Genomic DNA, 16,149 nt, shown 5'->3' on the forward strand with positions numbered 1-16,149 from the left:
TTAGTTATGACGATTTTAAAATCGAGCGTTAATCCGCATGATCCAAATTTTGTGCAAAATCACAACAACATGTCGGCGCTAGTGGATGATTTACGCAGTAAAGCAGCAACAATACGTTTAGGCGGCGGCGCTGCTTTAAAAGAGCGCCATGAAGGCCGTGGTAAATTGTTTGTCCGTGACCGTATTACCACTTTGCTAGATGAAGGCTCGCCATTTTTAGAAATATCGCAATTTGCTGCCTTTGGCGTTTATGAACAAGATATTCCTTGTGCCGGTGTGGTTGCAGGTATTGGTCGCGTTAAAGGCGTTGAATGTATGGTGATTGCTAATGATGCTACAGTAAAAGGCGGCACCTATTTCCCGCTGACTGTTAAAAAGCATTTACGCGCTCAAGACATCGCCGAACGTTGTCATTTACCGTGTATTTATTTAGTTGACTCAGGTGGCGCAAACTTACCTGAGCAAGACGACGTATTCCCTGACAAACTGCATTTTGGTCGTATTTTTTATAATCAAGCGCGTATGTCGGGTAAAGGCATTCCACAAATTGCTGTGGTTATGGGGTTATGTACTGCAGGTGGTGCGTATGTTCCTGCTATGGCCGATGAAAGTATTATTGTAAAAGAGCAAGGCACTATCTTTTTAGCTGGTCCGCCGCTGGTAAAAGCTGCCACCGGTGAAGTAGTTACTGCAGAAGAGCTTGGTGGCGCCGATGTACACTGTAAAACATCAGGTGTGGCCGATCATTACGCAGAAAATGATGCTCATGCCTTGTCGATTGCTCGCCAATGTATTGAACGAATTAACTATTCGCGCCCTACCTCACCATTACTCGAAGAAGTAAAAGCCCCTCGTTATGATATTAACGAACTTTACGGCATTGTCGGTACTGATCTTAAAAAGCCATTTGATGTCCGTGAAGTCATTGCGCGTACTGTCGATGACTCATCGTTTGATGAATTTAAACGCTACTTTGGTGAAACACTGGTAACAGGTTTTGCCAGTATTTATGGTCATCCCGTAGGCATAGTGGCCAACAACGGTATTTTATTTAGTGAGTCAGCGCAAAAAGGCGCGCACTTTATTCAACTATGTGCTCAGCGCAATATTCCACTGGTATTTTTACAAAACATCACTGGCTTTATGGTCGGTAAAAAATACGAGTCTGAAGGCATTGCTAAACACGGCGCTAAAATGGTGATGGCGGTATCGTGTGCCGATGTACCCAAATTTACTATTTTAATCGGTGGCTCATACGGTGCAGGTAACTATGGTATGTGTGGCCGCGCATTTGAACCGACCATGATGTGGATGTGGCCAAATGCCCGTATTTCGGTTATGGGTGGCGAACAAGCCGCTGGTGTAATGGCGCAAGTAAAACAAGATGGTTTAGCCCGCAAAGGCGAAAGCATGAGCGAGCAACAAATTAGCGATTTTAAAAAGCCAATCATCGATCAATATGAACAGCAAGGTCACCCATATTATGCCAGTGCCCGTTTATGGGATGATGGCATTATTGACCCTGCTGATACACGCAATGTTCTTGGGCTTGCACTTAGCGCAGCTAAAAATGCTCCTGAGCGTGAATCAAAATTTGGCGTATTTAGAATGTAATGGGAGCTTAAAATGTCAGTAACACTACAAATAACAAAATCTAATGTGGCTGTACTTGTTTTAAGTCGCCCAGAAAAACGCAATGCCTTTAATAGCGACGTTATCCATGAGCTTATTCAATGTATTGAACATGCTAATACGCTCGATATTCGTGCACTTGTATTAAAAACTGAGGGTAAACACTTTTCAGCCGGTGCCGATTTAGCCTGGATGAAATCGATGGCAGATAACAACTATAACGATAATTTGGCCGATTCAATGCAGCTGGCTAAGCTAATGCAAGTTTTAGCGCAAAGCCCACACCCTACTATTTGTGCGGTACAAGGCGCAGCATTTGGTGGCGCATTGGGATTAATTGCTTGCTGTGATATTGCGCTCAGTAAAGACGACGCCCAATTTTGTTTAAGTGAAGTTAAATTAGGCTTAATTCCTGCTGTTATTAGCCCTTATGTAATAAAAGCTATTGGTGAGCGCGCTGCTCGTCGTTACTTTTTAACGGCTGAAGTATTTGATGCGCATACGGCCAAACAGCTGGGGCTAGTTCACCAAATTACAGGGAATTTAGACTGTGCACTGGATAACCTACTACAAACGCTGATAGATAATGGCCCGGTAGCAGTTAAAGCAGCTAAAGCGCTTATTAATGATGTTGCAAACAAAGAAATCGATAACGAAATAATTGCGCTCACTGCAGAACGTATAGCCAAAATTCGTGTATCAGACGAAGGTCAAGAAGGTCTAACTGCCTTTTTTGAAAAACGCCCTCCCCAATGGCAACTCTAGGACGCATTATGAACACAGTACACTTACAAAAAATTCTGATTGCTAATCGCGGAGAGATTGCTTGTCGTATTATGCGAACAGCAAAGCAAATGGGCTTGACCACGGTTGCGGTTTATTCAGATGCAGATAAAAACGCTCAACATGTAAAAATGGCTGATGAAGCCTACCATATTGGTGCAGCGCCGAGTAAAGACTCATACCTAGTTGCAGATAAAATACTTAACGTTGCCAAAATGAGTGGCGCCGATTGCATTCATCCTGGTTATGGATTTTTATCTGAAAACAGCGAATTTGCTAATGTTTGTGAAGCCAATAACATTGCCTTTATTGGGCCACCAGCAAGTAGCATAGAAGCTATGGGCTCTAAAACCCGTGCAAAAGAAATTATGGCAGCCGCTAATGTTCCTTTGGTTCCAGGTTATTATGGCGATAAACAAGACCCTAGCTTTTTACAAGCTGAGGCTGAAAAAATTGGCTACCCTGTGCTTATCAAAGCGGCCTTTGGTGGCGGTGGTAAGGGCATGCGTATAGTTTCAAAAGCCAGTGAGTTTATAAGCGCATTAGAAGGTGCTAAACGTGAAGCTATTGCCGGTTTTGGTAATGATCTGGTTTTGCTTGAGCGTTATGTTGACCAACCACGCCATGTTGAAGTGCAAGTATTTGCTGATAACTATGGCAACTGTGTGTATTTAGGTGATCGTGATTGTTCATTGCAGCGTCGGCATCAAAAAGTGATTGAAGAAGCGCCTGCCCCCGGTTTATCAGACTCATTGCGAAAAGAAATGGGCGAAGCCGCGGTAAGATGTGCCCTAGCAATTGACTACCGAGGCGCTGGCACTGTGGAATTTTTACTCTGTGGTGATGAGTTCTTTTTCATGGAAATGAATACTCGCTTGCAAGTAGAGCACCCAGTGAGTGAAATGGTCACAGGCGTTGATTTAGTTAATTGGCAAATTAATGTAGCCAGTGGTTTAGCGTTACCTTTAGCGCAAGCAGATATTCAGCTACAAGGCCACAGCTTTGAAGCACGTATTTACGCTGAAGATCCAAGTAATGACTTTATTCCGTGCTCTGGCACTATTGAGGCACTATATACGCCCGCGAACAGTGAATATGTACGTATTGATACTGGTATTGCCCAAGGTGATGAAATAAGCCCGTATTACGATCCAATGATTGCCAAACTTATTGTTCATGATGATAACCGCGCCCAAGCACTTTCCCGTTTACAACAAGCATTAACACAATTTCATTTAGCCGGATTTAGCACTAATATCAGCTTTTTATATAATTTAGCGATTCATCCACGCTTTAAACAAGGTGCTCCAAGCACCCACTTTATTGCAGAGCAAGGTGAAGCGTTAGTTACTATTGACCCGTCTTTATTACAAACTAGCCGCTTAATTGCAGGTTTTGCGTATTTAGCATCACTTGGTAGTAATACAAGTAGTGCAAATCCATGGCAACAATTACATGGGTTTAGTTTAAATGCGCCGCAACACATTAACATTCCATTTAGCGATACCCCCTTAAGCGCAATAAAAACCGCGCAGGGCTATAGCATGACCATTAATGACAACACCTTTGAAGTGCAAGGTGAGTTAACTAATGGCTACTGCAACGTATCGATTAATGGCGCTAAACACACTGCGCATGTTAGCCACGTTGATAATGCCATTACTGTAATGAACCAAGCACTGCAAACTAAGTTTGAATGTGTTGATAAACATTTCATCAGCTCACATGAAAATGAGGCATTACCCCTTGCTGCGCCACTTAATGGTACTGTAGTTAAACACTTGTTAGAGGTGGGAAGCACTATTACTAAAGGCGATGCAGTGGTTATAATTGAAGCAATGAAAATGGAATACACGCTTAATGCCCCACATGATGGCGTATTAAAAAGTTACTGTTTTGCTGAGGGTGAACTGGTAAGCCATGGCGCTTTACTGGCCATAGTTGAAGACACAACTGCAGAGGAACCCGCTTAATATGAGTTCATTATTACCTAAAGCAGTGCGCATTGTTGAAGTGGGCGCCAGAGATGGACTTCAAAATGAAGCCGCTGTAGAAACTGCTGATAAAATAACGCTTATTAACGCACTCGCCGCTGCAGGCATAAAAGACATAGAAGCTGGTGCGTTTGTCTCACCTAAATGGGTGCCACAAATGGCAGACTCTAGTGAAGTAATAAGCGCACTTAATTTACCTGAGGTTAATCTCAGTGCCCTTACCCCTAATTTAAAAGGGGCAGAGGCAGCAGATGCTGTAGGTATTAAAGAATTTGCAATATTTACCGCAGCGAGCGAAGCATTTTGCCAAAAAAATATTAATTGCTCTATTGAGCAAAGTTTAGCGCGTTTTAGTGAAGTTATGGCTTTTGCAAAGGCGAATAACATTCGCGTACGCGGTTATGTAAGTTGTGTGTTAGGTTGCCCGTATGAGGGAGATGTTGACCCTCATACTGTACTGGCTGTTGCTGCTAAACTCTTAAAAATGGGCTGTTATGAAATTAGCCTAGGTGACACCATAGGTATTGGCACACCCGCTAAAGTAATAGAGCTACTTACATTGCTACTTAAACATATTGATAAATCTAAACTTGCTGTACATTTTCATGACACATACGGGCAAGCGCTCACAAATATTTACGCTGCGCTAAACCTTGGTATAGCAACGGTTGACAGTGCTGTTGCCGGCCTTGGTGGCTGCCCATATGCCAAAGGCGCGTCAGGAAATGTTGCCACCGAAGATGTTGTATACTTACTGCAAGGGCTTGGCATTGAGCATGGAATTGATTTACAAAGGCTTGCTGAGGCAGGTTGGCAAATTACGAGTGCACTGAACAAACAACCTGCTAGCAAGGTTTCTGCAGCATTACACGCACAATAATTATATAGCACAGAATGAGGAGTGACTCATGGCCGGTTTTGATAAAGTAGTTTCTAGTTATGAAGCTGCAATGGAAGGTTTAAAAGACGGCGATACAATAATAGCCGGTGGTTTTGGCTTATGTGGTATCCCTGAGGGGCTAATTGCCCAAATTAAAAAAATGCAAACTAAGGAATTAACCGTTGTTTCTAATAACTGTGGTGTTGATGACTTTGGTTTAGGGCTGTTACTGCACGACAAGCAAATTAAAAAAGTGGTCGCCTCATACGTAGGTGAAAATGCCTTATTTGAACAGCAGCTACTCAGTGGCGAAATTGATGTAGAACTTACGCCACAAGGTACTCTTGCTGAAAAAATGCGTGCTGGTGGTGCAGGAATACCTGCTTTTTACACAGCCACAGGTTACGGCACACCGGTTGCTGAGGGTAAAGAAGTAAAAGAGTTTAATGGTCGCCCTTATATTTTAGAAGAGTCAATTACCGGTGAATTTGCCATTGTAAAAGCATGGAAAGCAGATCGTTACGGTAATTTAGTATTTCGCCATACCGCAATGAACTTTAACCCAATGGCCGCAACCGCAGGTAAAATTACCGTTGCCGAAGTGGAAGAGATTGTTGAACCCGGTGAGCTAGAGCCAAGTCAAATTCATACCCCTGGCATTTTTGTAAATCGCGTGATCAAGGGCAACTTTGAAAAACGCATTGAACGTGTTACCACACGAGATTAAGCAGGAGCACTTAAAATGGCATTATCACGTGAACAAGTCGCAATGCGCGTCGCTCAAGAGCTACAAGATGGGTACTATGTTAATTTAGGCATAGGTATTCCGACACTCGTCGCAAACTATGTACCCGATGGCATAGAAGTTATGCTACAGTCCGAAAATGGCCTATTAGGTATGGGTGAATACCCAACCAAAGACACAGTAGATGCCGATATGATCAACGCGGGTAAAGAAACCGTGACGGCAGCTACCGGTGCAGCTATATTTAATAGTGCAGATAGTTTTGCCATGATACGGGGTGGTCATGTAGACTTAACGGTTCTGGGCGCATTTGAGGTAGACCAAAACGGGTCTATAGCCTCATGGATGATCCCTAAAAAATTAATAAAAGGCATGGGCGGAGCAATGGATTTAGTTGCTGGTGCAAAAAATATTATTGTTACTATGACCCATGCCAGTAAACACGGCGATTCTAAATTATTAGAAAGCTGTACGTTACCGCTGACGGGCGTTAACTGTGTTAAAAAAATAGTAACCGATTTAGCCGTATTAGAAGTTAAAGACGGCGCATTTCATTTGCTAGAACGCGCACCAGGCGTATCAGTTGATGAAATTATTAGTAAAACGGCAGGTAAATTGCTTGTTGACGGTGATATTCCTGAGATGGTGTTTTAAACTACTCACAATTTCACCCTGTACCGACCTCATTCCCAGTGCCAATGGCGCTGAGTTACCCAAAATCCCTCGCAAGAGGGATTTTTTTTGCCTTTATTTTAGTTTTTGCACTATAGTGAGAATTTAACGCACCACTTAGGTGAATTCGCCCTAATAAAAAAATTAAATAACTGATATAGTTAACTTTTATTTTTGGTTTAATAATTGCCTGTAATAAGGTGATTGAAATAACTTTATATTGGATACCATGCAAACACCTATTCGCGGCCTTCGCTCTTTTTGTTTTGCCGCAAAAAGCTTAAGTTTTAAACATGCCGCCAAAGAGCTGTATTTAACGCCATCGGCGGTCAGCCATCAAATAAAGCAGCTAGAAGAGCAGCTGGGCATTGATTTATTTCAAAGGCAAACCCGTTCCATAAGCTTAACGCCAGCTGGAAAAAACTTTTTTGAAGCGATTTACCCCATTATAAATATGCTGGAAAGCACCATTACCGAATTTAGTCAGTTACAACAAAATGTAAATTTAACCATTACCCTGCCCGAGTTTTTTGCCAGTGAATTGCTAATGCCAAAACTGAGTGAGTGGACGAGTGAGCATCCTAATATTAATTTACACATGGACACCCTTAAAACGCGCAAAGAGCTGACTCGCCAAAGTGATTTATCAATCATTTTATCTTCAAGTAAACCGCTTGATGGGCTGGCTACTGAGTTATTTAATTTAGAATATATTCCAGCGTGTAATAAAAAGCTGCTTGAACAATGGCAAAACGATCATTGCCAAGCGCTTAATCAAGTGCCGCTTATTGTTCATAAAGCACGCCCTTGGGCTTGGCATCAGTGGGCAGAAAAAGTTGGGATTGATGACTTTTCACCAACGCAAATTATTCAAATAGACAGTATGTTTGGCGTTGCACGCGCTGCACAGCAAGGAATGGGGATTGCACTTATTCCTCTACCAATTAGCCAAAGCTGGCTGGATGAGCAATGGCTCTATAAACTGTTTGAACAACCCCTTACCACCAAAGATAAATACTACTTGGTACAACACGGCTCTAGTACGGCAAACCACCCGCTCGATTTGTTTGCAAAATGGGTAATTAACACCTTCAGACAAACAAAGTGACTATTAATTAAACGCCCTTTTATGGGCGTTTTGTTATTTACGACCTTTTTTAAATATTTTTTGTGTCTCACGCAAATCTAAAAAAATAAAATATAAGCAGCATTATCAACCACTTGAATAACTCCTTGTTGACTGAATTTATAGATTAGTTTTTTTCACTTATTAGTTTTGTTTTTATCGCTTGTCGAAATTGAGTAAAAGCTCTAAAGTTAACTCAACAAATCAGCAACGACCAAAAATAATAAAACGCGTTACTGAAACCAAATTTAATTAGTTTGTAACAACAAGCTAGTAAAAAAGAATCTTTATTGTGTGTGAAGATGTTGTCAGTGTAAAAAACAGCTCAAGTTCGGTGGTGACTTAGCTTGGGTTGTTTTTATTTTACGCTTACACCCGCCAATAAATATAAGAATCTTTATTGTGTGTGAAGATGTTGTCAGTGTAAAAAGCAACTCAAGTTCGGTGGTGACTGAGCTTGAGTTGTTTTTATTTACGTTCACATCAGCAACAATAATTCAGCATTAGTTATTACTAATACAACCCCCCGAATCTTTATTGTGTGTGAAGATGTTGTCAATTGAAATGCAGCGACCTTTTTTAAGTATCGCTGCTTTTTTTTGCTTAAAATTTGCTTATTTGCTAATTAGCTTAAACATCATCTGATCTGTTTATTTCCTCACGAGCAACAAATTCTAATACAGTGGCATTAATACAATATCTATCTTGACCATTTGGCCCTTCACCCGGGAATAAATGCCCTAAATGAATCCCGGTACTTTTAGATTTAAGCTCAATACGTTGCATTCCCCAACTGTTATCTTCATGCTGCGTTACGCTGTCTTTTACAGGATGTGTAAACGACAACCAGCCAGTACCCGAATTAAATCTGTCGCGGGTATCAAACAAGGGTTCACCACTGAGTTTATCGATAAAAATGCCATCGGGGGTGTTTTTAAAAATAGTGTACTCTTTACAATATGGGCTGTCGGTTTTAGCATTAAACGCCACTTTATAAGCTTCACTGTCACCAAGCTTAAATGCCCCTAACGCTTTATAAAACAGCTCGGCATCCATATAACCTTGGCGAGAATACACTTCTACTCCATCTTCTAAGAATAGTATGGTGGGTGTAGCCCACGTAGCCGATTTGATGGTTAAGCCATTAAGCTGATCAGCATGGCGAAATGTCATTGGTATTGTGCCTTTATAATCATTGGCAACAGCCGCTTTAAACTTTTCGCAGTAAGGGCAATAACTTTGAGAGTCTAAAATGACAATCTGTTTGCCATTTGATAATGCCGTATTATCTATCTGCTGTTTATCACTTTGAGTAAATACAACCCCGGTTGAATGATCAGGGCAATAGCCGTTTGGATTTTTTTCAAGGTAATTTTGATGATACTCTTCAGCCGAATAAAAGCGCTCAAGTGGCTTTATTTGCGTCACTATTTTTCCATAATCGGCTTTACTTAATAATTGCTGATACTCATTCGTAACCGCCTTTGCGATACTCGCTTGCTGATCGGTAGTTGTTAAAATAATAGAGCGATATTGCGTGCCTACATCATTACCCTGACGATTCTTTTGCGTTGGATCGTGGCTCTCGTAGTAATTTTGCAACAGCTCTTTTGCCGAAATAATATTACTATTAAAGGTAACCTGCACCACTTCGGCGTAATTATCTTCATCAAAGCGACGGGATAACTTAGTGATATTTCTATAGGTTGGTTTAAATCCTTGGCCATCGGCGTAACCCGATTCAGCGTCTAACACACCATTAAGTGCTTCGTAGCGTTTTTCTGCGCCCCAAAAACAGCCCGAACCCAGCACTATTTTTTCAATATGCATGGTTGCATCTAAATCAGTTGGTTTGATTATTTCATCTGACGATATAGCACTCATTGCACTTAGTAAGCCCACAATGGCAAACGCCGATAGTATTACCCGCTTAAACATACGATGACCTCTTGGTTTTAGTTACTCTAGGGTCTGTTGACCTTCCAAGGTTAAATTTGCAGCAGTCTGTTTGGTATTGAGGCAAGGCAGAGCCTATGTGGTGTGGTATTCCCCATAAATAGGCGATAACGCAGCATCAATGCCAAACAGGCGCTGCCCTTCGGGTTCTGCCTAGGGACGATTTACTCTTTGTTGCTCGGTTTTGACTTAGCCCACTAGGTTACAAACCTCGCGCCGCGATTAAACCGCTCCTAGTTTGAACAATTTTAATCCGCAAAGGTCAACAGACCCTAAAGCAGACCTTTAAACTCAACAATAAATTTCACACGCAATAAAACTTTACGAAGACGGGAATTTAATCGATCCGAGTTTGTCTATTAATATCGTAATAGCACAACGACTGTGATAGCTTAAATACAAACAATATTAATAAGTTATCTGTATGAGCACTTTGCCAAGTATAAAAATATTAACAAATTCTAGTCTGCTTTTTGATGTTTCTCACTACAGCGAACAACACATACTTGCGACGCAAAAAAAACTCTGGGCGCTGTCACAGTATTGTAAAAACACCAATGAGTTTATAGATTTAGTCCCCGGAATGAACTCATTAACCTTGTATTTAAAATCAACCAGTAATTTACATCAATGGCAAAACACCTTAACCAAACTATGGGATGAGGTTGATGATTACGCCTTTGAAAGTCAGCATCATAAAATAGACACCTATTACCAAGGTGAGGATTTAAACTATGTGGCTAATTATCACAAGCTAACAATAGATCAGGTAATTAATTTACACAGTAAAGAAATTTACCATGTGTTGTTTTTAGGTTTTGTGCCCGGTTTTCCTTATTTACATGGGCTCAATTCTCAACTGTTTACCCCAAGGCGTGATAACCCACGAGTCAGTGTTCCTAAAGGCGCGATTGCGATTGGGGCAGACCAAACAGGCATTTACCCTGAAGACTCACCCGGTGGCTGGCATATTATTGCTCATACTGATGCCTGTTTATTTGATGCAACCGCCTCAAACCCTTGTTTATTTAAACCCGGTGACACCCTTGAATTTGTGCCTGTTAAAAGGAGTAAACAATGATTAAAGTAATCAAACCTGGTATACAGCTTACAATCCAAGATTTAGGCCGTGTGGGTTTTCGTCATTTAGGGGTTAGCCGCTCGGGTAGCTTAGACACCTATGCGCACATTATTGCCAATCGCTTAGTAAATAATCACGATAACGATGCCGTACTTGAACTCACCGTTGGGTTATGTGAATTGCAATTTGAGTGCGATACCGTCATTGCTCTGCATGGAGCCGACCTCAAAGCAACCCTTGATGGACACCCACTTTATCCAGGCTGGAGTTACCCAATAAAAGCAATGCAAACACTTAAATTTGCAACTGGCCGTGGTGGCTCCCGTGCTTATATTGCAGTAAAAGGCGGTATTGAATGCCCAGAGGTTATGGGTTCTAAATCTACCGATTTAGGGGCAGCCATTGGTGGTTTTAATGGCCGAGCATTACAAAGCGACGATATTATAAAAATAACCCCATATGCTCAGCCTTGGCTATACAATAAAGGTGCATTAACACCGCCTAAACGAAAAGTTATTCGGCTACATCAAGGCCCACATCATGAACTACTTACACCTGAGTGTATAAACGCTTTCTGTACCACCTCATTTACTATTAACCCGAATAGTAATCGAATGGGAGTACGCTTAGATCATAATAATAGCCAAATAATGCAACACTCGCTCTCACTGCACTCACTCGCGGTAGCACCGGGAAGCGTGCAACTCCCACCCGATGGCAACCCAATTGTGCTGTTAAATGATGCACAAACAACGGGGGGCTACCCATTGATAGGCCATGTAATAGAAGCGGATTTACATCAGTTTGCTCAGTTTAGAACCGCCGATTCTATTACTTTTGAGTTTGTAACGCTTGAACAAGCAACCGCGGCAAAAAGTAAACTCGATGCGCATCTATCTCAGCTTAAATTGAGTTTAAATCGCTATTGGGCTAATTAACTTAAAGCTATTTTCTTAACGATTATATTTGCACCCACTTGGTGCAAATATATATTTTCATGAGCATTAAATGCTTATCCCTGCCTGTTTTAAATTAAAAATTGTACAATTCGTTGCTATCACACTATCGACCTCACCATGTTGGTGCGCCAGTAACTTGTTTGGTGCATAAATTATTCTTATTAATTTAAAAAAGCCGTGTGACTTAGTTATTTATTTCTGATAAAACAAGGTTAGTCTTTAGCAAACTCGCTATCGTAGGCACTTAATAGGAATGAGGAAAAATTATGTGTTCAATTTTTGGTGTACTCGATATTAAATCGGATCCCAGCCAGTTACGCACTCAGGCAATCGAAATGTCTAAACTGTTACGTCATCGTGGGCCAGATTGGTCTGGTGTGTATTCATCTGATAAAGCAATTTTAGTGCATGAGCGCTTAGCCATTGTTGGCGTATCAAGCGGTGCTCAACCCCTTTACAACCCAGAAAAAACCCATATTTTAGCGGTTAATGGCGAAATTTATAACCACAAAGAGCTGGCCGCTAATTTAGAGGTCGACTTTGATTTTCAAACCCAGTCAGATTGTGAAGTGATTTTAGCCCTGTATAAACAAAAAGGGCCGGCATTTTTAGATGACTTAAATGGTATTTTTGCTTTTTGTTTATATGACGAAGAGCAAGACGCGTACTTAATTGGTCGCGATCACATTGGTATTATTCCACTGTATACAGGTCACGATGAGCACGGTAACTTTTATGTAGCGTCAGAGCTCAAAGCGCTCTCACCTATTTGTAAGCATATTGAAGAGTTTCCGCCGGGGCATTACCTTTACAGCAAAGACGGCAAATTAACCCCTTACTATCAACGTGATTGGCAACGCTTCGACGCTGTTAAAAACAACGATGCCAAAGCAGAAGATGTAAAAGATGCATTGGAAGCGGCGGTTAAGCGCCAGCTTATGTGTGACGTACCCTATGGAGTATTGCTATCGGGTGGCTTAGATTCATCGGTTATTTCCGCTATTACCCAGCGCTTTGCTGCAAAACGTATTGAAGATAACGATGAAAGTGATGCTTGGTGGCCTAAACTGCATTCCTTTTCGGTGGGTTTAGAAGGCTCCCCCGATTTAGCCGCAGCGCAAAAAGTAGCTGATATGATAGGGACTATTCACCACCCTATTATCTTTACTATTCAACAAGGTATTGATGCACTTAAAGAAGTGATTTACCACATTGAAACTTACGATGTAACCACCATTCGTGCATCAACCCCAATGTACTTAATGGCTCGTCAAATTAAAGCCATGGGTATAAAAATGGTGCTCTCAGGTGAAGGTGCGGATGAATTATTTGGCGGTTATTTATATTTTCATAAAGCACCGAATGCACAAGAATTTCATGAAGAGCTGAACCGTAAAGTTTCAAAGCTCCATATGTTTGACTGTTTACGTGCCAATAAATCAATGGCGGCTTGGGGTGTTGAAGCACGCGTACCATTTTTAGATAAGGAGTTTGTTGATGTGGCAATGCGCATTAACCCTGAAGCTAAGATGTGTAAAGACGGCAAAATTGAAAAACACATTTTACGTGCAGGCTTTGACGGCTACCTCCCAGATGAAGTGTTATGGCGTCAAAAAGAGCAATTCTCCGATGGCGTTGGCTACAGCTGGATAGATACCTTAAAAGAATTTGTTAATGAGCAAGTAACGGATCAAGAATTGGCGAATGCCAAATTTAAATACCCAATTAACACCCCAGATTCAAAAGAAGCGTATTTTTACCGCAGTATTTTTGAGTCGCACTTTCCTGGCGATGCCTCGGCTAAGTGTGTACCGCATGGTAAGTCAGTTGCGTGTTCAACCCCAGAAGCACTCGCATGGGATGCATCATTTCAAAATAATGCCGACCCATCAGGGCGCGCCGCGGGCGTTCATAACGAAGCGTACAAATGAAAATTTAACCATCCTAAGCTGCAGTGTTAAAGCTGCAGCTTTTTTTGGTGTCTTTGTGCGTAATTTTCTTAAAATGCTTATTGCACTGAGAGAAGTGAATGAGAAGAAAATGAGAAAGTAAAAGCCATTCTGCCTCATCATTTTTGTTTAATTATGTGGCTTTGTTACTTCTCTAAAAGCGCAGCGTCTCTTTACCCTCTTCGTGAGTTAAGCTGTTAAGACTCAAAATAAATGAGAAAGCAAATTAGTTTAAACTGCAAAATAAGTATGCCACCTTTTTATAAAAACTACTTTAACATCGCTATTTTCATTGCTGATTCTATTAACCTCCCCTTGGCTAAAAATCCAAAGCTATAAAAATGTAATTAAAAAGTCATAAAAAAGCCCATTTAACAAATTACTCTTAGTTTTAAAAATCAGAGTACGCTTTTAGCGTATCCAATTAAGTGATTTATCTGTTTATACGCCCTATTAATATGAATATTCATTAACTTAGCTTTTGCATTCATTGCTATTTACGACTATAAAATAAAGTGCTAACGCGTTAGTTTTCATTTTCTTAGCGACCAGACATGTACAATAAAAAGACAAAGTCAGCTCAAAATTTTAGCAAAGTGTTAATTCTTTCGTATTTAATATTTAACTCCCCTAGCAGTAAAGGTATGATGGGCAATTAAATTAGTTAGTCTTCTAATTATTCGTGTTGTTAGCTTTGGCAAATAATCTAATAAGACGAATACAGTGAACTATAAAAAACTGGCATTAAGCCAGCCTGTTTCATTAACCAATGAGGTATTGCATGAGCGAGAATCATGACAAGTACAGTATTGACAATACGGACTACACCGTAGGTCAAGACAACGTGCAAAAATGGGGGTTTGATATACATAACCCTGTATTCGGAATAAGTGCAGGGTTAATAGCGCTGTTTTTAATTGCCGTATTAGTATCTGATGCCGAAGTTGCTAAAACGACGCTAGATGGTATTAAAACCGATATTATTAATAATTTTGACGGCCTGTTTATGTGGGCTGCTAACTTCTTTGTTATTTTTTGTTTAGTTTTAATTTTTTCGCCTTACGGCAATATCCGTTTAGGCGGCGACGATGCTAAACCATCTCACTCTCGTATTTCTTGGCTGGCAATGTTATTTGCAGCAGGTATGGGTATTGGCTTAATGTTTTGGGGAGTTGCTGAACCGGTGGCTTATTACACCGGCTGGTATGAAACACCGCTTAATGTGGCTGCCAACACCCCAGAAGCAGCAAAGCTTGCAATGGGCGCAACTATGTACCACTGGGGTCTTCATCCTTGGGCCATTTATGCGGTTGTCGCGCTTTCTTTAGCGTTTTTCACATACAATAAAGGCTTACCGCTTTCTATACGCTCAATTTTTTACCCTATTTTAGGTGATAAAGCATGGGGCTGGCCGGGGCATATAATCGATATTTTAGCTGTGCTTGCGACCTTATTTGGTTTGGCAACATCTTTAGGATTAGGTGCTCAACAAGCTTCAGCGGGTATTAACCACGTATTTGGCCTTGAAGGTGGCGTAGGTTCACAAATTCTGGTTATTACAGGGGTGACGTTATTAGCCATTGTCTCAGTTATTCGAGGCATTGATGGTGGCGTTAAGCTACTAAGTAACGTCAATATGCTTATTGCTTTAGTGCTACTGGTATTTGTATGTTTAGTTGGTTTTGCTGTATCTATGGGTAATATACCAAACACAGTAATGGGCTATGTAGAAAACATTATTCCGTTAAGTAACCCACATGGTCGTGAAGATGAAACATGGATGCATGGATGGACAGTATTTTATTGGGCTTGGTGGATTTCGTGGTCACCGTTTGTAGGTATGTTTATTGCCCGTGTTTCACGTGGTCGTACAATTCGTGAGTTTTTAACCGCTGTACTACTTATTCCTACAACAGTCACTATCTTATGGATGTCTATTTATGGCGGCATCGCAATTGACCAAGTAGTTAATGGAATTGGTGCCCTAGGAACTGACGGTTTAACAAGTGTGCCTATGGCGATGTTCCAAATGCTTGATGAAATGCCAATGGCGAACGTTTTATCTTTCATTGCTATTGTTTTAGTGCTGGTATTCTTTATTACTTCTTCTGATTCAGGGTCACTTGTAATCGATTCAATCACAGCAGGTGGTAAGATTGATGCGCCGGTACCACAGCGTATTTTTTGGGCGTCTGTTGAGGGTGCTATCGCTGCTGCATTACTTTGGATTGGTGGCACTCAAGCGATTGAAGCACTGCAAGCGGGGGCTATATCAACCGGTCTGCCATTTACCATTGTATTGTTATTGATGTGTGTAAGCTTAATTTTAGGTTTACGAACTGAGCCTCGCCCAGTTAAATAACACATTCCAT

Annotated in this window: 12 protein-coding genes; 11 read left to right on the forward strand and 1 reads right to left on the reverse strand. The window is 41.1% G+C overall.

The features are described 5' to 3' along the window. Positions 1-6 precede the first annotated feature (6 nt). The 7 genes from ACTRWE_RS12795 (at position 7) to ACTRWE_RS12825 (ending at position 7,814) form a co-directional block, all read left to right on the forward strand. Complete coding sequence (locus ACTRWE_RS12795; RefSeq protein ID WP_010389951.1) at positions 7-1,614, forward strand: carboxyl transferase domain-containing protein; 1,608 nt, start codon at positions 7-9, stop codon at positions 1,612-1,614. 12 nt (positions 1,615-1,626) lie between these two features. Further along, positions 1,627-2,397, forward strand: a complete 771-nt coding sequence (locus ACTRWE_RS12800; RefSeq protein WP_010389950.1) for an enoyl-CoA hydratase/isomerase family protein — start codon at positions 1,627-1,629, stop codon at positions 2,395-2,397. Positions 2,398-2,405: 8 nt separating this feature from the next. Continuing rightward, the gene (locus tag ACTRWE_RS12805; protein WP_262976328.1) at positions 2,406-4,388 is read left to right on the forward strand and encodes an acetyl/propionyl/methylcrotonyl-CoA carboxylase subunit alpha; all 1,983 of its coding nucleotides are present in this window, start codon (positions 2,406-2,408) and stop codon (positions 4,386-4,388) included. Position 4,389: 1 nt separating this feature from the next. Continuing rightward, a complete protein-coding gene (locus tag ACTRWE_RS12810) occupies positions 4,390-5,289 on the forward strand; it encodes a hydroxymethylglutaryl-CoA lyase (protein ID WP_262976329.1) in 900 nt (299 codons plus the stop codon). Positions 5,290-5,317: 28 nt separating this feature from the next. After that, complete coding sequence (locus ACTRWE_RS12815) at positions 5,318-6,016, forward strand: CoA transferase subunit A (protein WP_008114703.1); 699 nt, start codon at positions 5,318-5,320, stop codon at positions 6,014-6,016. A 15-nt stretch (positions 6,017-6,031) separates the two neighbouring features. Beyond that, positions 6,032-6,688, forward strand: a complete 657-nt coding sequence (locus ACTRWE_RS12820; protein WP_013464895.1) for a 3-oxoacid CoA-transferase subunit B — start codon at positions 6,032-6,034, stop codon at positions 6,686-6,688. Between the two features lie 247 nt (positions 6,689-6,935). After that, positions 6,936-7,814 carry a LysR family transcriptional regulator gene (locus ACTRWE_RS12825; RefSeq protein WP_008114707.1) on the forward strand — a complete coding sequence of 293 codons (879 nt, stop codon included), beginning with the start codon at positions 6,936-6,938 and terminating at the stop codon, positions 7,812-7,814. 648 nt (positions 7,815-8,462) lie between these two features. Here the strand turns inward: ACTRWE_RS12825 and msrA are convergent. Then, positions 8,463-9,770 (reverse strand): peptide-methionine (S)-S-oxide reductase MsrA, encoded by a 1,308-nt coding sequence (gene msrA / locus ACTRWE_RS12830; RefSeq protein ID WP_262976331.1) that lies wholly within the window; start codon positions 9,768-9,770, stop codon positions 8,463-8,465. 442 nt (positions 9,771-10,212) lie between these two features. Between msrA and pxpB the strand changes: the two genes are divergently transcribed. The 4 genes from pxpB to ACTRWE_RS12850 all read left to right on the forward strand — a co-directional run bounded on the left by pxpB (position 10,213) and on the right by ACTRWE_RS12850 (position 16,139). Further along, positions 10,213-10,869 (forward strand): 5-oxoprolinase subunit PxpB, encoded by a 657-nt coding sequence (gene pxpB / locus ACTRWE_RS12835; protein WP_262976332.1) that lies wholly within the window; start codon positions 10,213-10,215, stop codon positions 10,867-10,869. Beyond that, positions 10,866-11,807, forward strand: coding sequence for a 5-oxoprolinase subunit C family protein (locus tag ACTRWE_RS12840; protein ID WP_262976333.1), 942 nt, complete (start codon positions 10,866-10,868; stop codon positions 11,805-11,807). The genes pxpB and ACTRWE_RS12840 overlap by 4 nt, the downstream gene beginning before the upstream one ends. A gap of 287 nt (positions 11,808-12,094) precedes the next feature. Continuing rightward, complete coding sequence (gene asnB / locus ACTRWE_RS12845; protein ID WP_262976334.1) at positions 12,095-13,759, forward strand: asparagine synthase B; 1,665 nt, start codon at positions 12,095-12,097, stop codon at positions 13,757-13,759. A 799-nt stretch (positions 13,760-14,558) separates the two neighbouring features. After that, entirely contained in the window at positions 14,559-16,139 is a 1,581-nt protein-coding gene (locus ACTRWE_RS12850) for a BCCT family transporter (protein ID WP_138562068.1), read from the forward strand. Positions 16,140-16,149 lie beyond the last annotated feature (10 nt).

The organism is Pseudoalteromonas sp. G5_S1_54_S4 (assembly GCF_054968565.1).